Origin of the sequence: Pseudoalteromonas sp. T1lg21, assembly GCF_002964625.1 — a bacterium.
GTDB classification, from domain to species: domain Bacteria; phylum Pseudomonadota; class Gammaproteobacteria; order Enterobacterales; family Alteromonadaceae; genus Pseudoalteromonas; species Pseudoalteromonas gelatinilytica.
The window spans coordinates 140,625-165,143 of sequence record NZ_PQBX01000056.1; the positions used below are offsets into that span (position 1 = coordinate 140,625).

Consider the following 24,519-nt stretch of genomic DNA (forward strand, 5'->3'; position numbering starts at 1 on the left):
AAAAACAAGCTTTTACAAATCATAAAGTTAACCGATTAAACGTAAAATCACCGCAAATACGGCTTGTTCCTTAATTGAACAAAAGCCTTTTAAAGCAGTAAAATTATACTATTCAATATTAATTTTATGTTAATCACATAACGGAGAGTGTCATGAAAAGCTTGGTTACTAAACTAGCATTATTACCTTTAGCTATTGCGTCAGGTATTGCAATGGCAGGCACAAATTTAGTAGAAAACGGATCATTTGAAAATACAGATACAGTGACCGATCACAATGGTCAATGGCAGTTATTTGATGCAATTCCTGGTTGGACTCGAAGCGCTAACGCTAGATTTGAAATTCAAACGAATAAACTTGGGATTATTCCAGCACAAGATGGTGAGCAGCACATTGAGCTAGATTCAAGATCTAACTACAGCATCACACAAGCTCTTGCGACAGCAGCTGGTAAAAAGTACGAATTGAGCTTTTATTACTCTGCGCGTGTAGTAGGTAATGAAGAAACAAACAAAGCAGAAGTTTTATGGAATGGTGAATCATTAGCCGTTGTCAACAGCAGCACAAAAGGCTGGACTAAATACAGCTTTACAGTTGAAGCTGACAGCGCAAGCTCAGTGTTGAGCTTTGCAGGCGCGGGTACATCTGATTCAGTAGGTGCATTCATCGATAACGTCGTAGTAACTGAGGTACCTGAACCATGTGCAGTTGTAACCGGTTTATATGGTATTAATAACTTTGGTTCTGAGACTGAAGGCTATGTGTATCACTTTAACCCAGAATCAAGCGCTGTAACGGTTGTTGCTGGTCTAAACAATACAGCATCAAATATTGCTAGCAAAGACGGTATGCTGTACTTCATGGAGCAGCTTGATAGCAGCAGCAAAGCGTCAAAAATCTATAGCTTAGATTTAGCTACCGACACGCAAGCTGAGGTTGCAGATGCGACATCATTCCCAATTTACCGCTCAACAGTGACTGCAGACGGTCTGTCTTTACGTGCGACAAGCAAGACATACATGTATGATTTTGACCTAACTACAGGCGAGAAAACGGTATTAGGTAAGCTTTCGTATGAAGGCGACTCATTCTCTGATGGCGACATCGCTTATTCAAGTGACTACAACGTACTTTACGTATTAACTGGTAAAGCACTTTACACATTAGATGAAGGCAGCCTTGAGTTAACTCAAATCGGTGAGCACGGTGTAAACTGGGCGTCAGGCATTGCGATTGCAGATGACGGTACAATTTACATATCAGGTAGAGAAAACGGCGAAAACGCGAAAATTTATACCTTAGATCAAAATACCGCTGAAGCGACATTCGTAATGGATGGCCCAGCACACGTAAACGACTTAACGTTTGTTAGTGAAGCAGTTTGCGCAGCAGAGTAAACTGTTTATAAAGCCATAAAATGCCAGCTTAGCTGGCATTTTTTTAACTAACCTGAGGTATCACTTATTTGTGAGTTTCTTCTGTTCTAACATCTCTTTCCAGTGCATCACTTCTGCGGGCAAAATAGGTGCTACGCCACTAAAACCTGCAACTTCAAGCATCTCTTCAACGCTGACAACACCTTGTTTACGTTTAAATACACCGCGCACATAAGCAATCGCATGTAAGCCTCGTTCAGAGTGAAACTTTTGCTCAATGTAAAAGTATTTATGATCCCAACCAACCAAGCGTGTACTAACGGTGTACTTTTGCATTGGTTTAATATCACGAATGTAGGTAATAGCTGTCGCGTTAACGATTGGGAACCAGCGGCGCTTCATAATGTGCTTTAGCAAGCCCACTCTCTCAGTCATCCAAGTACGGGCAAGATCCATCATTGCTAAGTAGCGAGAATTGGTCAGATGAAAGTTAATATCGCAATCGGTCGGTAACGCTTTGAATTCAATATCAATCGTGTCTAATAATTGTTGATAATCACGATTACGTTTAATTTTAAAAAACAGCAGTATTAGTCGAAAATAGAGGTTCACAGTAAAGGTCTAACCAGTTGATAATGAACAAAGTGTATCACAGCATATTGCTAAGGCGAATTTTCTGCTCTAATCTGTGCATATATTAGTATAAAAAAAGAATAACCTAATGAAATTATTTAGTTTGGTAACTTTGTTCACTGCAAGTTTTTTCACCAGCTCAGCATTTGCTGACTTCAACTTTCCAGGTGACGGTACTTTAAAATACCCAACGGGTGTTGAAAAAGCCTTTAAATTTGGCTTTGCTTGGCAACAAGATGCTGAGAAGTTCACTATTGGTGATAAAAGTTATGATATGTCATTACCTGAGTCATACTCAGTGGCGATTACACTCAGCAAAGACGAGCAACAGGTATGGGTTCAGGAATTTAATAATGGCTTTATTGAAGGCTTCAACTGGCAGATTGCTGATCACACCCTAAAACTCGAAAAGCGCAAATTCAGCGATTCAGTCAAAGGTGATTATGTTATCAGCCTTGATAATCGAGACTACTTTTTTGCCCGCAATAACATCAGTGTTGTTATTAAGTTCGACGATGAAGGTATAAAAAGTATCGCCATTGATGGTGTTACCAAAGACATGGGTACCAAGCAATAGTTTTTAATCGAAAAGAAAAAGGCTTAGGTTTTACCTAAGCCTTTTTTGCTTAATTAAGCTATATAATTAAACCTTCACTGTCTTACGGTTAATACCGTAATCGCGCAGCTTATTTGCCACTGCGGTGTGGCTCAAACCTAACCTTTTCGCTAATTGACGAGAGCTTGGATAAGCGGGGTAAAGCTTGCGAAGTAATGTCGCCTCAAAACGTTTTACCGCTTGGTCTAAGGTTCCTTCAAAGTCAGACTCAAGATAACCTAAATCATGGGTAAACGTTGGTAACTGCAAGTGCTCAATACGCAATTCGTTATCATCTAGCAAGGATACCGCACGGTAAATCGCGTTTTCTAATTGGCGCACGTTACCCGGCCATGGATAGTCTTGTAAAAAGCGTAAACAATCTTCAGACATCACTGGCACAGAATGACCATTTTGCTGGGCATACTTTTGAATAAAGTGCTCTGCTAACGGACCAATATCAGCTTTTCTATCTCGTAATGGCGCAATCTCTAAGGTTAAAACATTAATTCGGTAATAGAGATCTTCTCTAAATGTCCCCTCTTGCACCATTGCGGGTAAGTCTTTTTGTGTTGCAGCTACGATACGCACATTTACTTTTACTTCGTTTTCATCACCCACTTTTCGGAAGGTACCGTCTTGTAAAAAACGCAGTAACTTAGTTTGCAACTGAGTCGACATTTCACCAACTTCGTCTAAAAACACAGTGCCACCATCAGCTTGCTCTAAAACGCCACGTTTTGGTGCCGCGTTTTCTTCATAGCCTGCATAACCAAATAACTCAGACTCAGCGACATCATCAGGCAATGAAGCACACGACAGAGCGATAAATGGTTTTACTGAGCGGTTTGAGGCGTAATGACAAGCACGAGCAAGTAACTCTTTACCAGTACCGGTTTCGCCAGTAATCAGGATTGGTGCTTCAAGCTGTGCCATTTTACGCGCTTCACGAACCACACGGCGCATTGCAGTACTAAAATTATGGATGGTTGCAAAGCTTTCTTGGCCATAACGACGAAACGCACTAACTTGTTGACCTAGGCGACTTTGTGATTTGATGTTGATTACAGCGCCGGCTAACACATCCCCTTCAGCACCTTGTGGTACTGAAATAGGCAGAATATCGGCAATAAAGTCCTCACCTGCGACTTCAACTCGGGTAGTTTGACCAAGAACTTCTTTGCCTTCAAGCCAACGCGTAAAGTTAAAACCTTTAAGCAAGTTATTGATGTTAGCGCCAATCACTTCGCTTTCAGATAATTGCAGATCACGACACGCAGCATCATTACATAAACGCACCCAGCCCTTAGCATCGATAGATATAACACCATCAGGTAAGGCACGCAGTAATGTATTTAACTCATTATGCTCTCGCTCAGAAGGTAAGAATGCAGTCGTACGAACGTCTTTCACACCATCTATCAAACGGATAGATGGCATGATTTTTTGGAATTGTTCAAATTCAATAGGCGGAAAGCTGACGTACATTCGACAATTAACCGAATCTACCTCGATGCCTTTTAAATCAACCTGGTAACTCACCAAGATATTGAGAATCTCTTGTGCGATACCAATTCGGTCAGCACAGTGGATATCTAAACGCATTACATCCTCAAAAAACGGGAACCTATAGTATGAGAATAATACGCTAACTCCCTGCAACTGGGTAGTCTATTGTAAACTATTTTGGACAAAAGAACTTAATTAGTCGGATACTTGGTCCACTCTCCCCCATCCAACTGAATGTAAGGCTGCCCTTTTATGTACATCATAACCGTATCTTGATTCTCGGCGACCTTGGCTGAGGTCGGTAAATTATCAAGCACGCGATTAATGGGTACCGTCCCTGTGAACAAATCGAGCTTCATCGTGTTATTGATTAATTCTGAAAGAGAAAAATAGCTCATTGTCTCATCAACAACATTAAGCCCATTATGTTTAATGTCAGGCCCGATGAATTTTACTGCCGTAGGCACCGACACTATCGATGGACTCGGGATTTCACGTAATCCAGAAAATTGTAGTTTATCGCCTTGCAGTGCCGCACCATGCTCTGGCACAACCACCAACAGCACGTTGCGACCTTGTGCTTCTAACTCAGTTATAAACTTATCAATATCGCTAAATAAGCGCTGCTGTCTAAGCGGATAACTTGCCAAGCTATTCATCCGTTCGCGACCCGCAATTTGATTGCCATCGTGTAAGCTAATGGTGTTGTAATAAAGAGCTCTAGGTTGCTCACTAGAACCTTGCTTTTTCAACCAATTAGTAAGGATATCTGCATCAGAATAAATCGGTTTGCCGTCAAAACCATATTGCGCAGCACTAAATTGACTAAAATCCAGTTTAGGCACAGACACACCGCCGTACTGCCTGATCAAACCTATAAAGTCATCAAAATGACCATCGTGGTTTAGCGCCACACTGGTTTTATAGCCAAGTTCAGCAAGGTTAGTAAATAGTTGGCATTGCTCGTCAACCGGTTTGAATAGTTGCTCTTGACTTGTCTGCCCACAACTTGCTCGTAATAAACGAATTGCAGCAGGACCACTGTACGACGTTGCTGAGTTAAATTGGCTAAACAAAATATCAAAATCAGCAAACAGATTACGGGGTTCGACACCGATGGCGTTTAAATCTGCTGTCGCTAAAGAGCAAATATTCAATACAACGACATCAAATGGTTGGCCATTAAATGCATTTGGGAACTGACTTTGTAATAAATTTTGCTGCTGGTAAAAGTCTTGTAACTGTTGATCTGGCGTCTTTTGCGCTGCAGTGTCAGAGACTAAAACGGGAACTTGTTTTTGTACAACGTGGCTATTGGTTGCAAACTGAGGTGGAACCTCATTATCTGCAGCTGACCCACCGAGCCAATACGCATAAAGAAAACCAATAATAGAAATACTGGTATAACGTAACCACTTTACAGTAAACCAATAAAAAACCACCAAAGCGAAAAGCGCAAAAATCAAATCAAAACTAATAACGCGCGACGTGATCTCAAAAAAATAGCCGATGCTAAAATCTTGTACATTGCCAGCTTGCTTGGTGAGCCGAGAAATCGGGGGCAACCATGAATCGTGATACAACAAGGCAACACCAATTACCACACTCAGAATCTGCTTAATACGAGCCAACCAAATATGTTGAAAAGAGATAGCGAGAAAAGCAAAAAAAGCTAAGTTTGCAAATAAATCAAACGAAATATCACCTCGGCTATACAGAACAAACTTAACTAAAAAATATAAATTCCAAAAACCTAATCCTGAAAGCCTCACTTGTTATCCTTTTTGAGTCGTCTTGGCGTATAAGGCGTTAATAATACATGCCTAAATGTTAGTTTTCGGTATAGCACGACTGCTTTTTTAAACAATAACTTACCTGTATTACTCAGCAGAATGCCGATTAACATTGCGATGATAAAAGTTATAAAAAACTGATTTAAGCTCATGATAGTTCACCTTTTAAGGTCACTTTTACTGGCTCGGATATAGGTCGAATCACTTTTTTAAATTCCGGTGTTTCAGTGTTTAAACTTGCTATATCTGATGCTTTTGCGTCAAAAATATAGCTTACATTTTCTTGTAATTGCTGAGTAAAGTCTGTTATTTCAGTATTAGCAAAATGACGTTGCATGCGGCGACATTCTTGCTGAATATAAAAATGATCAGCAATGACATTTTTTGACATAAAGAAGTCACTCACCTGTAATTTAAATAAATGCTTAATTGCGCTTTCAACATCGTGTTCTCGACAAGCATGTAGGTAAAGATAAACCGTACCATCAGCAAAACTAAAAATATCCCCTTCGCGCTTTACATGGAATAAATGCAATGGGTGTATCGCATCAATACGTGGCAAAAGCTGCATCAAAACAAGTACGCCGCTTACGCCAAGGTTGGCAGCAGAATCACTATGCTTCGCAACCTGCTCTGCGAATTTAACAGGAGGTAAATACCCTTTAGCCAATACATTTTCACTGTATTTTAGAACATCATCAATCGATTTTGGTAGGGGTCTTGAAAACTGAAACCCTTGAATTGACTGAATTTGTGACAGTAATCGCGAAGGCTCAGAATAACTATATAAAATAAGATTAACCCCTAAGGTTAAAAATAGGCACTCATCTTGATGGCGAATAATGCCATCAACATTTTGAATAACCAATTTCAACCGACGACCACATTTTTTACGAAGAGAGAAGCAATCTTTGGCTAATACTTTTAAATCAGTGTAGCGGCTAACGGCAAATACTAAGGTCGCTGACTTTTTAGTTAGCCCTTTAGAAAAAAGAGCATCATTGTCATCAATAATTTTATAAAAAACAGGGAGCTTTGTCCCCTCAGGCACAGCACTGCGAGTTAGCCATACCTCGTCTTCATCAAAATCTTGAGCCGTTGGCTGCGACTTTTCATCGGCTTCTTGCTCTTCTTCAATTAATGCAAGCTGACCATCATAAAGCTGCAAATTGACTGAGCGTCCAGCAATGACACCTTCTTTGTGGCACCAATAATCATACTCAAGGGTACGGATAGATGCTTCTTGAGTCATGTAAATTAAGCCGTCAAAGAAACGGTTTAAAGCTAACAACTGGCGCCTCAATTCACTGACATGGGCTCCTGACATTAAAAACACTAAAGTGACATTTTTTGACTGTGACAAAGCCAGATAAAGCTTGAGTTTTTCACCAAGCTGTTGCTCATTCAAGGAAACTAACTGCTCTGAATCGACATGCACGATAACCGTACTGTTTTTTAGTTGCTCATACTGTTTTATTTCGTTAATAACACCACGGGAAAAATGCAAACTTTTTGATACATTCTCATTATGATGTAAATGGAAAGGACGTAGTACCCCTTGTTCGAACAAAGTGAACAATAACTCGCTTCCCTCTCCTTCGAAAAATAGTTCGACTTGTTCAGAGAGCAAAAAAACCGAGTCTTTATGACTGGTTAAAAGATGCCTTGTTAACTCTAATAGCTGATTATCTAGCGGGGCAAGTAAAGCATAATTTGCGCCTCGCTTAAGCTCAGAGAAAGCTCCGTTTAGTCCTGTAATATTTAAATGAGGCACTAACAAACCCTTAAAAAAGATACTTTAGTACTAGTTTTAAACGCTATTCTATATATAATGCAAATTATGTCCATGGATCGTGAACATTTTTAAGCTAATTTTTCTCATTACGGTTTTTTAGATGAATGACTTTGCAGTAAAAAATTCACACACCTTAACTCAATATGATATTGAGAAGTTGTTACGTCAATTTGGTGGCAAGGAAACAGATTATGTTGAAATTGTTGATGTCGAAAAAAATCGCAAAACGATTGAAAAATACCCTTTGCTTAACGATATTGCATTAGCAACGACACAAACACAGAGCACTAAAAAAATTAACAAAAGCGCAATAAAGACTCATAAATGAAGCGGATTTTTTTAAAAGGAATTAAAGGCGGGACAGGTACAACATCGATTGTGGCCAATCTTGCTTGCGCCTTAAGAAAATCAAATGTGCCTGTGTATGCCATCGATTTAGACCCTAAAGGCGACTTAGGCCTACACCTTGGACTTGCCTGGGAGCATCTGCTTGGCTGGAGCGATTACCCAGACTTCGCTTCAGCATGTGAGCAGTTCCACCAAGATAACGATGGTGTAAGGTTTTTACCTTATGGTAGCCGCTCGAACTTAGGCTTAGACTTTTCGAGCATTATCGAGAGCTGTCAGCAACTTAATGACAGCGATGACAGCTGGTTTTTATTTGACTGCCCTGCCCATGTCGATGTGCATCGCTACCCGCTAAATGAAGACGATATATTCCTTGAGATTATTAATTGTGATGCTATTTGTCACAGCTTTGCTTTCAAGCGTTTAAACACACTTAAACAGGCAGAGTCATCATGGCAGCATTACTTTTTAACTAATAAATATAACTCTGCCTCTGAGCTTGAATCAGATCTATTGCAGCTTTGGCAAAGTGAACTGCCGTTAATTGCGCCTTTATATATCAACAAAGATGAAGTGATCAAAGAAGCCACCGCGTTTCGCAATGTGGCGATTAACTGTGCACCGTATAGCGTTGCTAATGACGATTTTGAAACGCTAGCAGGTTGGCTTGTAAGCCGTGCGAGTCAGAATGAGCAATAAAATAAGTTCTGTAAGTGTATCGCAACGCTTATTAAAAGTGCTATTAAGCTTAGTTTTAACCAAGCCGCTTGTACGGTTTGTATTCATTAAGTTTCATGGTTATTACAATCAACATAAAATGAGCTTGTTGGGTGCATTTTTACTGCCTTTCTTTGTGCTTTTTTTGTCATTATTTATTAAATTAGATAACAACAAAAAACGAGAAATTAAACATAAATTACAGCGTTTATACCCCCATGTATCTCAACCTATTTTGACACCGAGTAACTGTGTTCGAATTGTATTGCAAAGTATTTATCTTGCGCTATTCAACACCACCACAACCTCACAGCAGCACATAACCATTGAACAGCGTAAAACTTGGCGCAAAATAACACGCTCTGCACGCTTATTAAGACTGGCAGACAGCAAGCTTGTACGCTCATTTAAAGTACTTTGGTTAGTCGCAAAAAAACAAACCAAAACTAAATCATATAAAGCGGTGAGTCGCTCATCCATTTGGCAAAATAGCACCTTAAAAGTCGCGTTTTTAACCCTACTTATTTTTGCTGTAGCTGTTTTTATCACCGTACCATTTAGTATTGAAGCACAAGCAGTGTTCATTAGTTTAATTTTGGTGGTTGCTTATTCACTCAGACGTGTTGAAGGACAAATAGCAACCATTGTGATGATCACCCTATCTGTGACAACGTCAACACGTTATCTATGGTGGCGCTATACAGATACCCTGAACTGGGGTGACCCATTAGCCCTTGCTCTCGGGATTGGTTTATTACTTGCTGAAAGTTACGCTTGGTTAGTTCTGATCTTAGGTTTCTTCCAAACTATCAATCCACTGCACCGTAAGCCCATCGCATTAGGAAAAGACACTATAAATTGGCCAACGGTTGATATTTATATTCCAACTTATAATGAGCCATTAGAGGTAGTAAAGCCCACTACGATTGCTGCGCAAAGTATCGATTGGCCAGCAGATAAACTTAACATTTATATTTTAGATGATGGTAAGCGCCCTGAGTTTGCAGAATTTGCAAAGCAAATTGGTGTTGGTTATTTAACTCGTCCTGATAACAAACATGCCAAAGCCGGTAATATGAATCATGCGATGAAAGTAACGAATGGCGACTACATTGCTATTTTTGACTGTGATCACATCCCTGCTCGCTCATTTTTACAGATGACAATGGGGCAGTTCATCAATGATAGTAAAGTGTGTTTAGTACAAACACCTCACCACTTTTTCTCTGCCGATCCATTTGAGCGCAATCTAAAGAACCATCGAAAAATCCCTAATGAAAACATGCTGTTTTATGGTTTAATCCAAGATGGTAATGATATGTGGGATGCAACCTTCTTCTGTGGTTCGTGTGCTGTGTTAAGGCGTAGTGCCCTTGAAGAAATTGGTGGTTTTGCGGTAGAAACCGTCACAGAAGACGCCCATACCGCGCTTAGAATGCAGCGCGCAGGCTACAAAACAACGTACATTAATATTCCGCAAGCTGCAGGCCTTGCCACTGACAGCTTATCTGCCCACGTTGGCCAGCGTATTCGTTGGGCACGCGGCATGGCGCAAATATTCCGATTAGATAACCCACTGTTTGGTAAGGGCTTAAATATTGCACAGCGACTGTGTTACTTAAACGCTATGTTGCACTTTTTATCGGGTATCCCGCGCATTGTGTTTTTAACCGCGCCGCTGGCATTAATTTATTTCAATGCGCAAATTATCTATGCACCGTTTGTTGCTATCTTTCTTTATATTGTGCCAACGCTGTTACAGGTAAAAATCACCAATTCCCGAATTCAAGGAAAGTACCGCTATTCATTTTGGGGCGAAGTTTATGAATCAGTACTTGCTTGGTATATTTTAAAACCCACTACAGTTGCGCTTATCAACCCGAATAAGGGCAAGTTTAACGTGACCGAAAAAGGTGGCTTAAACAAGCAAGATCACTACGACTGGACGATTTCGAAGCCTTATATAATCTTGTTACTGGTTAACGTGTTAGGTATGACCTACGGCGTATTTAGATTGCTTTTCGGCGATAGTTCACAAATAGGCGTACTCGTCATTAGCATGCTGTGGGCAAGCTATAACGTGATAATTTTGGGTGCTGCTGTGGCTGTTGCCGCTGAAGCGAAACAAGTACGTAGCTCACACCGTATCAAAGCAAATTTCCCTGCGGCTATTCGCCTAGCCAATGGCCGCACCATTAAAGTGAAAATTACGGACTACTCAAATAATGGCGTTGGTCTTGAAACTGAACACAATCATCTGTGCCGTGTAAATGATAAGGTAGAGCTGCTAATGAGTCGTGGCTTGAAACAGTTTTCATTCCCGACCTATATTTGTAACACCCGCGATAAGCAGTTGGGTCTGACCCTCAGAGATTTAGATTTAGAAAAACAAACAGCCTTTATTCAATGCACTTTCTCACGTGCTGATGCTTGGCTTGATTGGCAAGAAAACTTTAAACACGACAAGCCTTCGTATAGCTTTTCTCACGTTTTTTATACCAGTATTAAAGGCTTTAAGAACTTGATTTTCCATGCCCCAAATGAATTAAGACCCGCGATTGCGTTTGCATCAAGAGTCTTGTACTTTGTGGCGTCGTTATTACCCAAAAAACCAACAAAAGTACTAAAAACATCATGATAAGAACTTTTTTAACCTTGTTATTCGCTGTTATCACACTCAGCTTATCTGGCTGGGCGATAAGTGCTGAGCCTCTTTCTAATAAAGCGATTTTTGATCATGGTTATCCTGAACAAGCGCCAATTGAAAGCATGACGCTAAGCTTTGAAAAGCTTGGATTAAGCAAGTTTAAACTTGATGGTGTGAGCAATAGTACCCGCGTTGATTTTACGAACCGTCTTGATAAGTTAGGTAAAAAACTAACCCTCGATTTTTCATATACAACGTCACCATCCCTGATAGGTCGAGTGTCACATTTAAAAATTTTCTTAAATGAAAATCTTGTTACTGTGTTGCCTATCGATGATAAGAACACGCCTATCGGCACTGTCGCTGAGCGTAGCATCGTGCTTAACCCTAAATTAATTAAAGACTTTAACCAAATTCGTTTTGAGTTAGTGGGTTATTACGACATGGTTTGTCAGGATGATTATAGTAATGCAATTTGGGCTGAGCTGAGTAAAAGCAGCCGTATTTCTATTGACCGTCAAGCACTGGCACTTGAAAGCTTGTTAGAGTATTTCCCTGCACCATTTTTTGACTCTCGCGACTACAATAAGGTCACTTTGCCATTCGTTTTTGCATCACAACCCGATGAAAATACGTTAGAAGCTGCCACAACCTTATCAAGCTTTTTTGGCGCGCAAGCAAAATGGCGCAAGGCGCAGTTCCCTGTGCAAATCAATGCCACCCCAACAGAGCATAGTGTGGTTTTTGCCACCAATGACAACAAGCCTGACTTTTTATTAAATTACCCTAATGTTGATAAACCAACAGTCGAAATAATCAGCAGCCCAACTCACCGTTACGCCAAGGTACTGCTTGTTTTAGGTAAAGACACGGCGCAATTAAAAGAAGCCGTTGTTGGTTTAGTCTTTGGTTATAAAGTGATGACAGGTCGCAGCGCAACCATTGATGCAATTAGCAATTTACCACTTAGAAAAGCCTACGATGCCCCACTGTGGGTGCGCTCTGATCGCCCAGTGAGCTTTGATGAGTTTATTGAATACCCTACTCAACTGCAGTCAGAAGGTTATCGCGGTCTGCCAGTTCGTTTAGATTTACGCTTTGCACCCGATTTATTTACTTGGCGTGAAAATGGTATTCCGATTACATTGAATTATCGCAACACACCTGTTGAACAAAACATGTTGTCGCGTTTGAACATGCTGATCAACGGTAAGTTTGTGGATGGTTTTATTCTTGATAACGAAGGCGGTAAAACAATAACAACCAATACGTTGTTGCCGCTTCTATCAGATTTTAATCCAACTCAAACTCGTCAAGACTTTGAATTAACAGGGTTAGATTTAACAACAAATAACCAGCTGACTTATGACTTTAACTTTGCTGTTGTGAAAACCGGTGAATGTAGTGCCATTCCAGCCGGTGGTGAATTTGGCGCTATTGACGGCAGCTCTACGATTGATGTGAGTGACTTCCATCACTATATTGCCATGCCAAACTTACGTGCCTTTGCAAGTGGTGGTTTTCCATTTACAAAATATGCCGATTTACACCAAAGTACTTTAGTGATGGAAGCTAACGCCTCGGTTAACGCGATTAGCTTATTGCTTAATTTTGCGGGTCATTTAGGCGCTATTACCGGCTACCCTGCGCACCGTTTAGAAATTCAATTCCCAAGTAACCAATTAGCGCTAAACGATAAGGACATTATTATCATTGGTAAGGCTGATTCATTCTTAACATCCCTTGCCAAAGATAGCGCCCTAAGTGTGCTTATCAACAACAACCAACGCATTGTTGATCAAGCTATCTACAATGGTGCATACGACACAAAAGGCGCTGAAAAAATTAAAATAAACATCAGCAGCATTGGTCGTTTAGCTGTGATGTCAGGATTTCAGTCACCATTCGATTCAGACCGTTCAGTGGTATCTTTAATTGCCAGTAATGAAAGTGCATATGCGCTACTCACTGATGCCTTATTAAATGAAGATAAAACTGCTCAAATAATGGGAAGCTCCGCCATTATCAATAGCCAAGGCATCAAAACGATTAAAACAGATGAGCAGTATTTTGTTGGTCATGTGCCTATTCATACACTTATTTGGTTCCACTTTTCAGACCGCCCAGTCCTGTTAGCGATTCTGTCGCTACTTACACTACTACTTATTTCATTTATGTTGTGGCGAGTGCTTGCGCTACTGACCAAAAAACGTTTATCTGAAGGAGATCAGGCATAATGAAAACTATCGCTTCTTTACTATTCGTTTTTGTTTTTTCAAGCAGTGCCTTAGCCCAATTAAGCTGTAGCGCTTGGCCGCAGTGGAATAACTTTAAAACCCACTTCATTACACCTGAAGGACGCGTAATTGATTTAGGCAGTGAATACGACATCACCACCTCAGAAGGGCAATCTTATGCGTTATTCTTTGCTTTACTTGCCAATGATAAAGCCAGCTTCGATAAGTTACTTGAATGGACTGAAGTACACCTTTCTGAAGGTGATTTAAGTACCCGTTTACCAGCATGGCAATGGGGCATTAAACAAAGCCAAGGGCAAATTATTGATTCTAATCCAGCTTCTGATTCAGATTTATGGATTGCTTATACCCTGTCACAAGCGGCTATTTTATGGAATGAAAGACGCTACGCAGTGCTCAGCTCAGTGCTTGCTGAGCGCATTATTCGTGAAGAAACCGCGCAGATACCAAACCTTGGCCTGACCTTGTTACCTGGGCCATCAGGCTTTGAAAAAGACAGTAGCTGGAAATTAAATCCAAGTTATGCGCCGCTATTTATTTTTGCGCAATTTGCACATTTATACCCTCACTCGCCTTGGCAAACATTACACGAAAACTCGGCGCAGTTATTAATAGATACAGCACCAAAAGGCATGAGCCCTGACTGGGTTAATTACAGCGTTGAAAAAGGCTTTTATCATGATAAAAGCACGCCAGCCACAGGTAGTTACAATGCAATCCGCGTTTATCTTTGGGCCAGCATGATGGCAGAAGATGCACCTTATAAAAATGCCCTTGCTAAGCAGTTTAAACCCTTTATTGATAGCATAGTCTCTTCTGGCAAAGTGCCATTAGAAACCAATGCCGTCACGGGCAGAACAGCAGGCAATGCCCCAAGTGGTTTTGTTGCTGCTTTATTACCACTGCTTGCTGAAGAGAATGCATCACAAGCTGTCACTGCGTTACAGCAGCAAATTATGATGGATACCCGCTTTACCACCAGCCGCTATTACGACAGCGTGTTGTATTTATTTGGTAATAGCGCATTGAACAAACGTTTTAGTATTGATAAAAACGGCGCCTTAACAACTAACTGGAGCAATGAATGCCGATAAAGTGGCTACTTGCTGCAGTTTTAGCAAGCTCCAGTGCATCCGCAGCAGTTAACAAGGACCTTGATAGTCAATCAATTGATTGGTTAATTAGCCAAGTGCAACTAGGTGAAATTGAGCGTGATAATCAATTGATGAGCGACAGCTTAGAAAAGCTGCAAAGCATTGCACCTAAAAACACCCAAGTGCAATGCGCAGAGGTGCGTGTTTTATATAGCCTAAAAGAAGTCGATAAAGCCAATGCACGTTTAGCAGAGCTCAGTAAGATGTCGCATCCGTGTATAACAAGCTTAACTATGCTCGCACGAGTCAATAATCAAGACAAAGAAGTGGTTCAACAAGCCAGGCTTCGTGCCAGAGCTGGTCAGTACAGCGAAGCAGTGCAAATATACAACCGCCTATTTAAATCTGCTTACCCGAATATTGAATATGAGCTTGAGCACATCAACTGGCTTGCTCAAGATTCAAGTCAGTATCAACAAGCACTGCGCGGTTATCGTTCTTTAATGAAACGCTACCCTCATAGTGGCCGTTTTGAGCTTGCCTATGCGAGGCATCTATTAAAACGGAACCCAACGAATAAAGAAGCCATTAAGCTACTTAGCCACTATGCACACAGCAATCAATATGGTGTAGAAGCCGAATTTGCTTGGCTTGCAGCGCTTGAAAACATGCCGCTTAATAAACACACTAAGCTTGCTTATCAAGACTACTTTGCTGCCTACCCTAAAAGCAGTAAAGGTCAGCTGCAATTTAGTGACTTTAAAAAAGCACATTTGGCTGAACAAAAAAAGCAAGCGGATCCTGCTTATCAGGCATGGCTCAAAGGCAGTGTCGAACTTGAAAAACGTCACTTTGATACGGCAGAAAAGCTCTTCAATAAAGCTCTGCGAGGGCGTCCTCAAGATCCTGAAATATACAATAGCCTAGGTTTATTAAACTTAAGACAAGGCAGGAATGCCAATGCCTACCAGTACTTTAAAAAAGCACAACAATACAGCATAGATGCAAACCGCATAACGGTATTAAAAGGTCTCGCCAATACCGCACGTTTTTGGCAATACATTGATGAAGCTAAATCGGCCATTAGTAGCAATGAGTTAAAACAGGCTGCACTTAAGCTTGATTTAGCAGATACGTTAAATGAAGACCCTAATACCGTGTTGTTTTACCGCGCTGAACTTGCCAAACAAGCTGGGCAATACCAAAACGCGATGAATCTCTATAAGCAAGTGCTAAAAGACGATCCTCTGCAACAGCCTACTTTGCGTGCCATGCTCGAATTAACGGCCTCAGATGGCAATTATGCTCGTAGTCATCAATTTTATAATAGCTTAACTCGTCAGCAACAAGCGCTACTGACTGAAGATTACACCCTATTACAAACACAGCAACTACGAGTTCGAGCAGACGAACTAACTTCACAAGGTAAGCTTGATGAAGCGGTTGATGTGCTACTTACGGCAATTAAACAAAGCCCTCGTCAAAGCTGGCTATATTACGACCTTGCAAATTTATACCAGCAACAGGGTTTAGTTGATCATGCGAAAGCGCTGTATAAAAAAACCTTGTGGCAATTTCCGCTAGATGCAGATTTACGTTATAGCCATGCCCTATTTTTACGTTCGTTGAATGACTATCAAGGAGCATTGGCAACCTTAGATTACATTCCTAATAACGCACGCACCGAACAAATCAATGTACTCACAGAACAATTGAGTATTAATACTAAGCTAGAAAGATTGTCTGCTAACAACACAGCTAGCAATAAAGCCACGGTGATTTATAAGCTTACCGAGTTAGAAGCACAGCCATTGACACCTTTAATGCAAGCTGAGCTTGCCAGCCAATGGCAACAAATTAATGAGCAGCAGTATGCGATTAGACAACTGAAAAAAGCCCTCAATCGTGACCCAAGCTTGAGCCCTTATTGGCATATGACTTATGCTAATTGGCTAATTGAAAGCAACGATAAAAACACTGCTGATAGCTGGTTTGCAGACTATCACCTGCCGAGTAACGCAACCGATGCAGAGCAATCACAATGGTTAGCACTTCAAGTTAATTACGTTAATCGCTTTAGTGATAGTAATCTTAGAGTTACTAAGCTCTCAGAGCTTGCAACACGCTACCCTGATAACCCAGAACTGTCAGAGGCGCTGATCAATGCTCATATCGAGCAAGGCAATAGTAAAGAAGCTATTACCCGCTATGAGCAACACATCGCAAATGGGCAAACTGTCTCAACGGATACTGCTTTAGCTATTGCGACACTCGCTCGTCAGCAGCAAAGAGATGATTTAGCTGATCGCATCATTGCTGGACAAATTAATCAGGTTTCAAGTGAACAAAGCTATCGTCAGCAGCAATTAATGACCGCACTTGAACAATTTGAAGATACACAAAGTGCCATTAATCTAGCTGAAATATTGCTGGCTAAATCAAACAATAACCAAGAACTTTATTATCAAGCGGCAGCGGTTGCACAAGCTAAGCAACAAACTACGCTTGCTCAAAACTGGTACCGCGCGGCAGTTGATCCAGATACGGCAACGAGCAACTTAAGCGATGAGCAGAACTATGAGCTGTATGCCCTTGATGAAAATGAAGCATGGTATGTCAATAATGCCAAGCGCCAATTACAAAGCATCGAGCGCGATGAACAAGCCTATATCACAGCCGCTATCAACTTAAGTAGCCAAACAAGCACGCAAAATGAGTCAACCCTCGGCGCTGGTGCAACGCCTATCGAAGCCGGTTTTCCACTGTGGGGTGGCACTGGGATTGTGAAATTAGACCCAATGACGATATCGAGCCAAGAAACCCGCTTTGATGAAACCTTTGCAGGTAGCCGCTATGGTCAAGGGGCCCTCTGTATTTTTGACTGCCCACTTTTAAGCATAAAACCAAAGCAACAAGGTATGGATATTGGCCTTGCTTGGCAAAACGAGCAATGGCGCATTGATGTTGGTACCACTCCACTTGGCTTTTTAGTCGAAGATATCGTGTGGGGCGTTAATTACAAAGGTGATTTAGGCGACTTTGGTTATGGCGTCACGTTTAATAAACGCCCAGTCACTAGCTCTGTATTATCTTACGCCGGACTTGAAGATGTCTTTACCAACCAAGTATGGGGCGGTGTTAGAGCTACGCAATTACAACTTAGTCTATCTCATGACCTAGGCCTAGATTGGGGGTTTTGGGGCAGTACCAACTATCAACTCTTGCAAGGTAAAAATGTCAAAGACAACCAAAGCTACAGCCTAATGGGGGGGAGTTACTATCGCTATATTCGCGAAAGAAACACCGAATTAAGCCTAGGTCTTAACTTATTACACTGGTCATATAAGTATAATTTAAGTGAAGAAACCTGGGGGCATGGTGGCTATTACAGCCCACAAAACTACTTGGGCGCGTCTTTACCTGTGATTTTTGATAAACGAATTGGTCATAATTTTGTATATAGGCTTCGGGCTGGGGTGTCTTGGTCTACCACCACCACTGACGACATCGCATTTTTCCCGAACGACCCTATTTTGCAAGGCCAAGCAGAAGCTCAAACAGCTGTAACGGGTGTTGTGCCTTACTTTGAGGGCGATACCAGCAGTGGCTTATCGTATAACTTAGGGGCAAGTTTTGAGTATCGATTCACGCCTCATTGGTTCTTTGGTGGTTACTTCAACCTAGATAGAGCCGATTTTTATGAACCGAATTACGCTCAGCTGTACTTCCGTTATTACTTTAATCCGGTGTATAGCGAGCTGGCATTCCCGGGTAAACCTGTTGTGCCTTATGCAAGCTACTAACCATCGCATCACAAGGAGCAAGTGTCGCAAGATCTTCCCCTCACCATAAGGTCTATGTATACTGTAGCGCACTTGTAGCTAGGATAAGGGTGTGTCTCTTACCTTCAAGTATAAAACTTGAGCAACAAACCATTATCTTAGCTGCATCAATAAACATGGCCGCCCGTTCACTAAATAAATACATAGAACGACCAAAGCAAAAACAATAAGGCCTCAAATAAAAACTTAGAGTTAGGAAGTAAATATGAGTTCATTACCTAAAGCAGGTGACTTTTTAGGGCATCCTAAAGGGTTATTCCTGTTGTTCGGCACAGAAATGTGGGAACGATTCGGTTACTACGGCATGCGCGCCATTTTAGTTTTATATTTAGTAGCGCTTGTACAAGAAGGTGGTTTTGGTTGGTCAAATGCAGACGCATTAAGCCTTTATGGTACCTTCACTATGGCTGTATATATCACACCACTATTCGGTGGTTGGTTAGCCGATAACGTCTTAGGACAACGTAAAGCGATTATACTTGGTGGTTTATTAATGGCTGCAGGCCATTTCACTATGGGTGTTCCTCACAGCTATTTAGCTGGCCAAGAAGAAAACGTTTTCTATATTGGTTTAACACTACTTTGTTTAGGTAACGGTTTATTTAAACCAAATATCTCAACCATGGTAGGTGACCTTTATAAAGAAGGTGACCAACGTCGTGATGGTGCGTTCACTATCTTCTACATGGGTATCAACCTAGGTGGTGCATTAGGTCCTCTAGTTGCGGGTTATGCTGCTGCAGCAATGGGCTGGCAATGGGGTTTCATCGTAGCTGGTGTAGGTATGGTGATCTCAGTTCTTCTTCAACTTGCACTAAGTAATAAATACTTAGGCGAAATCGGTGTTGTTCCTTCGGCTAAGCTTTCTCAAGCACAATCTGAATCAAATACTAAAGAGCCTTTAACGAAAGTTGAAACTGACCGTATTAAAGTTATTTTCACTATGAGTGTATTCAGTATCATCTTCTGGATGGGCTTTGAACAAGCGGGCGGTTTAATGAACCTTTTCGCTAACGATTACACTGACCGTATGCTATTTAACTTTGAAGTACCTGCTTCTTGGTTCCAATCTTTAAACTCAATTTTCATCATTGTATTTGCACCTTTAGTTGCCATCATTTGGTTGAAACTTGATAAACGTGAACCAAACTCTCCGGTTAAGTTTGCTATTGCACTTATTTTCTTAGCACTTGGTTTCATCACGATGATCCTAGCGCTAATGACACAAGGTCAAGGTGAGCACCTACAAATCAGCATGATGTGGTTAGTTTTATTCTACTTATTCCACACATTAGGTGAGTTATGTTTATCGCCGATTGGTTTATCTATGGTGAGTAAACTTGCACCTCTACGTTTAGCTTCAATGCTTATGGGTATCTGGTTCCTATGTACAGCGGTTGCAAACAAAATTGCAGGTTTCGTAGGTTCATTCCTAGGTGAAGGTGAAGAAGCGTTAGACAACGCGATGGGTATCTTCATTGGCTTAGGCGCAACTGCGGTTCTTTCTGCAGTGATCATGTACTTACTAAGCGACAAACTAGTCGCTTGGATGCACGGTGCTGAAGGCCAACACGAGCCACAAACGACTGAACACATCCTAGCTGAAGAGCTAGAAGTGTCTGCTGAAAAGCAATAATACTTATTCCCCGTAGCGCCCGCTGCGGGGAATTTCTCTCTCCCCTATTCCCTCTGCGTCCTTAAAACTGATACTATATTCTGATATTAATTTGTTTTGGCAAAGGAACTGAGTAAGTGCGCTTTAACACTCAACTACTGGTCATTATTCTGACTAGCTTATTACTGACAGCATGCGGTGGCGATAAAACAACAAAAGAAGTCGCAACAGCTCCTGATCAGTCTGGTTTGATTATTTCTGTCGAAAATGGCTTATCAGCTGAATTTGCACAGGGCGATGTCATACTTAATGCAATAAGTAACACAGTTACGACAGACACCACATTTACTTATACAGAGACAAGCGCTTCAAGCACGGATATCGAGCAAGGTATTGTATCGAGTATTCATACCTTTCGCCCAAATAACCTGATATTTGCTGAGCCATTAAGTTTAGCGATTAAGTTACCAGATGAACAAACCAACCTTGCCTTTAGCATAGTGCAGTTAGTTGATGAGCAGTGGCAAACTCTCAGTACTGAACAAAGCGATGATGGATTTGCTGTCAGTGCTATTACAGAATTTGGTAGTTTTGCTTTAATGTCTCGCACCGTTCCTGCGGCCAGTAAAACCATTGGCGAGCAATGTAATGACACAGCCAGTAACCAAACGGTACGCTTTATTCATGTTGCAGATTTACACGCGCGCTTTGGCTTTAAAGAGCAGTTATTCAGCCGTATTCGCAGTTACTACGACAAAGCTAAAGTTGAAAACCCTAATACTTTATTCACCAATGGTGGTGACGATTATGAAAAAGGCACCGTAGCGGAACAAACATCACAAGGGTTAGCCACTGTCGAAGCTATAAAAGCCATGGCCTTTGACGTACGTGTCATAGGTAACCACGATTATGCATGGGGACCTGAGCAATTGCTGGACTTTGCCGATGACGATAATGCCATCGTACTTTCAAGTAACACCGAATATGATGGTAGCAGCGAGACGTCGTTTGCCGGTGTCGATTTTTCTGTTGTCCAAGTTGGTTGCCTTCGTATCGGCTTTTTTGGCATGACTTCAGTGCCTTGGAATGAACTTGATGAACCAGTTGAAGACGAGCCAATTCCTGATTTTATCGCTAATTTTAAAATGAATTGGCAGTGGCAAGACGTGGCTGAGCAGATTGTAAACCAATACCGTCAAGATGTTGATTACATGGTCATGGTCAGTCACTTAGGTGAAGGCACTGACACCCGCATTGCACAAAATGTGGCGGGAATTGATTTAGTGCTTGGTGGGCATACTCATGGCGGTGAAAGTTATCAAACCTTAGATAACGGCAGTATTGTTATTCAGCCAAACTTTTTTGCACAAGGTCTGACTGATCTTACCTTAACTTTTAACCTTGAAGACAAAACACTTGCGGATGTTGATTACAATACCGTCGCAACCACCAGCATTACGACCCAAGATGAAAGCACTAAAAACGCCATCGATGAAATCATGGGTCGCTATGCCCCAGATGCAAACACCGAAATTGCGGTTTCAGAAAATTACCCTTCTGCAGAAGAGCTCACGACGATTACTGCCAAAGCTGCTATGCAGCAGTTCCCCGAGATTGATGCTGCCTTGCTTGATGCAAGCCAAGTACAAGATCGCTGGCTACCGGGTACGTTAACCCAAGAAGACTTCCATGCCGCATTTAAGGTTGAACGCCAACCATCAAACACCCCAGGCTTTAATTCAATTTATCAAGTTGAGGTGACTGGCAGCCAGTTGAAAAGCATGCGCGAAAGCCAGCCTGAATGGGTCTCGTTAGTGCCAGATAACCTTGATGACGCAAGCACTTACCAGGTTGCTTTATTTAAAGGCCCAGCACTAAATAGCGGGTTGTTCTTCCCTGCTCTGCCAAGCTTAGAAGCCCAATTGGTTGCTGAAAGTTGGTGGCTACTTGATAATTACGCGCGAGCACGCACCAGCCAATGTTTATATCTTGATACCGATAACACACTGAATGCGTGTAAAACAGATGATGCAGTCACGGTATGGAATTTTAACAATCCTGAGCAAGGCTTTAGCAGTGACGTTGGCCCTGCAACACTCAGCTTTTTCGACCCTGAAGACAAAAACTGGGGGCCAGAAGATAGTCAATTTGCCACCACTACAGAGCTTGAAATTGCTGATTTACCAACGGGTGCCTCAGGCGTGCTCGCCTTTGCTCGCCATAGCCCAACGCAAGGCTTAACCTTAACGGCTAATAGTGCCGCAAACGGTGATTACCAAACAGAAGGCCTTATCGCTGATTACACCTTAGTGATGGATATTATGTGGCCAGAACAAAGCACCAATGAGTGGCGCTCACTACTACAAACCGATATCACTAACAGTGATGACGCAGACTTGTACGTTAGCCGAGATAACGCCATTGGTATTGCCACTAGTGACAGTGGTTACTTTGGCGAGCTTTTGGCAAACAGCTGGCATCGTATTGCCTTTGTGTTTTACGCTGCTCCAAACAATGGCGCACTGAAAATTTATCTTGATGGTAAGCTGATTGGTATTAAAGACGAAGGTGAAATCAATGAGCGCTGGGCAATCAACAATGCGGCCTTACTTTTAACCGATAATGACTACGAAACTAAGCCGGGATACTTAAACGCCTTGTTATTTGCTGGTCGTGCGATGACTGATGCCGAGATTGCCAATATGGGTGCTGCACAGCAGCAACTTAGTTTTACGCAATCAACCCGTACCCTAAACCAAGTGGTTGAACGCCATTATCAAGCAGCACCACAAGTTTTAGATAACCCTTGGTTACAACAGCGCAGCAAGTTTTTTAACAAAGCACGTCAAACTGTAAACTAATCAATACAAGCGACTTAATAAAAAAGGCCGTGCAAGGCCTTTTTTACTGCCTGAAAAATACAAAAATTTACCATTAAATACATATAGAAGATATAAAAAAGGATACCCTCTGTTAGTCAATATAGTGGCTTACTCACTGCCTTTGATAGTGCAATTGCTGAAATTAAAATCATTGTCCCATTTAATTTACAAAAGAGGCTTTGGCTAAATAATGCGGGGATCTTCCCCTTATTGAGATTCTGGTTAATCATCCGCTCATTGCAGAACAATAATTCTTTTTTAGCGCAGTGCTTATAATTGCGGGAGTAATGACAATGAGCGAAGTAAATAATCCGTTAGGCCTAGTGGGCATTGAATTCACTGAATACGCAACACCAGATGCAGATTACATGGACAAAGTGTTTACTGATTTTGGCTTCTCAAAGCTAAAAAAATTCAAAGGTAAAGACATCGTTTACTATAACCAACATGACATTCATTTTTTACTAAACAATGAGCGTGATGGTTTCTCTGCTGAATTTGCTAAAAGCCACGGCCCAGCAATTTGTTCTATGGGTTGGCGTGTAGAGAATGCGCAAAAAGCATTCGAGGTTGCTGTTGAGCGCGGTGCAAAACCTGCGACAGATTCAACACATAAAGATTTACCTTACCCAGCTATTTACGGTATTGGTGACAGCTTAATCTATTTCATCGAGCAATTTGGCGACAAAGGTTCTATCTATGAGTCAGATTTTGAAGATTTAAGCGAGCAACACATTGTTGAAGACAAAGGCTTCATCCGTATCGACCATTTAACCAATAACGTTTATAAAGGCACGATGGAAACATGGGCTAACTTCTATAAAGACGTATTTGGTTTTACTGAAGTTCGTTACTTCGACATTAAAGGTCAAAAAACAGCGTTATTATCTTACGCACTTAAATCTCCGTGCGGTACTTTCTCGATTCCAATCAACGAAGGTAAAGATAATAACAACAACCAAATCGATGAGTACTTAAACGAGTACAATGGTCCGGGTGTACAGCATTTAGCATTCCTAACGAATGACCTAGTAAGCTCACTTGATAAGCTTGACCAATCAACGATTGCCACGCTTGATATCATCCCTGAGTACTACGACACCATTTTCGACCGTGTGCCTTGGGTTAAAGAAGACAAAGAGAAGATCCGTAAGCATCAAATCCTTGTAGATAGCCAAAGCGAAAACTGTTACCTACTGCAAATCTTCTCGAAGAACCTATTTGGTCCTATCTTCATCGAGATGATCCAACGTGTAGATGACGGCGGTTTCGGTGAAGGTAACTTCCAAGCCCTTTTCGAATCAATCGAACGTGATCAAGAGCGTCGTGGTGTAATCTAGTTCATCATGATGAATAAAAAGCAGCGTGTGGTTTGGGTAAATTCACACGCTGCTTTTTGTCGTTTTAAATTCTGT

At 41.4% G+C, this 24,519-nt stretch carries 15 protein-coding genes; 11 read left to right on the plus strand and 4 right to left on the minus strand.

Annotation, left to right across the window (positions count from 1 at the left end; all coding sequences use genetic code 11):
• The first annotated feature begins 152 nt into the window (after nt 1–152).
• Entirely contained in the window at nt 153–1,397 is a 1,245-nt protein-coding gene (locus tag C2M25_RS11030; protein ID WP_063700234.1) for a DUF642 domain-containing protein, read from the plus strand.
• A gap of 60 nt (nt 1,398–1,457) precedes the next feature.
• Here C2M25_RS11030 and C2M25_RS11035 read toward each other — a convergent pair whose 3' ends face one another.
• Nucleotides 1,458–1,988 carry a thioesterase family protein gene (locus C2M25_RS11035; RefSeq protein WP_063700236.1) on the minus strand — a complete coding sequence of 177 codons (531 nt, stop codon included), beginning with the start codon at nt 1,986–1,988 and terminating at the stop codon, nt 1,458–1,460.
• Nucleotides 1,989–2,097: 109 nt separating this feature from the next.
• Here C2M25_RS11035 and C2M25_RS11040 point away from each other — a divergent pair, with 109 nt between their 5' ends.
• Nucleotides 2,098–2,586, plus strand: coding sequence for a hypothetical protein (locus C2M25_RS11040; RefSeq protein WP_063700238.1), 489 nt, complete (start codon nt 2,098–2,100; stop codon nt 2,584–2,586).
• A 66-nt stretch (nt 2,587–2,652) separates the two neighbouring features.
• Here C2M25_RS11040 and tyrR read toward each other — a convergent pair whose 3' ends face one another.
• From tyrR to bcsE, 3 genes are all read right to left on the minus strand, one after another.
• Nucleotides 2,653–4,209 (minus strand): transcriptional regulator TyrR, encoded by a 1,557-nt coding sequence (gene tyrR / locus C2M25_RS11045; RefSeq protein WP_054561931.1) that lies wholly within the window; start codon nt 4,207–4,209, stop codon nt 2,653–2,655.
• A gap of 95 nt (nt 4,210–4,304) precedes the next feature.
• Nucleotides 4,305–5,885 (minus strand): cellulose biosynthesis protein BcsG, encoded by a 1,581-nt coding sequence (bcsG, locus tag C2M25_RS11050; protein ID WP_105181107.1) that lies wholly within the window; start codon nt 5,883–5,885, stop codon nt 4,305–4,307.
• 169 nt (nt 5,886–6,054) lie between these two features.
• Nucleotides 6,055–7,680, minus strand: a complete 1,626-nt coding sequence (bcsE, locus tag C2M25_RS11055) for a cellulose biosynthesis protein BcsE (protein WP_105181108.1) — start codon at nt 7,678–7,680, stop codon at nt 6,055–6,057.
• A gap of 121 nt (nt 7,681–7,801) precedes the next feature.
• Between bcsE and bcsR the strand changes: the two genes are divergently transcribed.
• From bcsR to hppD, 9 genes are all read left to right on the plus strand, one after another.
• On the plus strand, nt 7,802–8,029 hold the full coding sequence (gene bcsR / locus C2M25_RS11060; protein WP_063700244.1) for a BcsR/BcsP family cellulose biosynthesis protein: 228 nt from the start codon (nt 7,802–7,804) through the stop codon (nt 8,027–8,029).
• Nucleotides 8,026–8,748 (plus strand): cellulose biosynthesis protein BcsQ, encoded by a 723-nt coding sequence (bcsQ, locus tag C2M25_RS11065; RefSeq protein WP_063700246.1) that lies wholly within the window; start codon nt 8,026–8,028, stop codon nt 8,746–8,748. Before bcsR ends, bcsQ begins: the two co-directional genes overlap by 4 nt.
• Nucleotides 8,738–11,404, plus strand: a complete 2,667-nt coding sequence (bcsA, locus tag C2M25_RS11070; RefSeq protein WP_105181109.1) for a UDP-forming cellulose synthase catalytic subunit — start codon at nt 8,738–8,740, stop codon at nt 11,402–11,404. Before bcsQ ends, bcsA begins: the two co-directional genes overlap by 11 nt.
• On the plus strand, nt 11,401–13,650 hold the full coding sequence (gene bcsB / locus C2M25_RS11075) for a cellulose biosynthesis cyclic di-GMP-binding regulatory protein BcsB (protein WP_105181110.1): 2,250 nt from the start codon (nt 11,401–11,403) through the stop codon (nt 13,648–13,650). Before bcsA ends, bcsB begins: the two co-directional genes overlap by 4 nt.
• Entirely contained in the window at nt 13,650–14,765 is a 1,116-nt protein-coding gene (gene bcsZ / locus C2M25_RS11080) for a cellulose synthase complex periplasmic endoglucanase BcsZ (RefSeq protein ID WP_105181111.1), read from the plus strand. The genes bcsB and bcsZ overlap by 1 nt, the downstream gene beginning before the upstream one ends.
• Nucleotides 14,756–18,568: a cellulose synthase subunit BcsC-related outer membrane protein gene (locus C2M25_RS11085; protein WP_105181112.1), complete on the plus strand. Its 3,813-nt coding sequence runs from the start codon at nt 14,756–14,758 to the stop codon at nt 18,566–18,568. Before bcsZ ends, C2M25_RS11085 begins: the two co-directional genes overlap by 10 nt.
• 244 nt (nt 18,569–18,812) lie before the next feature.
• Complete coding sequence (locus C2M25_RS11090; RefSeq protein WP_063700256.1) at nt 18,813–20,243, plus strand: peptide MFS transporter; 1,431 nt, start codon at nt 18,813–18,815, stop codon at nt 20,241–20,243.
• A 116-nt stretch (nt 20,244–20,359) separates the two neighbouring features.
• Nucleotides 20,360–23,083: a metallophosphoesterase gene (locus C2M25_RS11095; protein ID WP_063700258.1), complete on the plus strand. Its 2,724-nt coding sequence runs from the start codon at nt 20,360–20,362 to the stop codon at nt 23,081–23,083.
• A 314-nt stretch (nt 23,084–23,397) separates the two neighbouring features.
• Nucleotides 23,398–24,444 (plus strand): 4-hydroxyphenylpyruvate dioxygenase, encoded by a 1,047-nt coding sequence (hppD, locus tag C2M25_RS11100; protein ID WP_063700542.1) that lies wholly within the window; start codon nt 23,398–23,400, stop codon nt 24,442–24,444.
• Nucleotides 24,445–24,519: the final 75 nt, after the last annotated feature.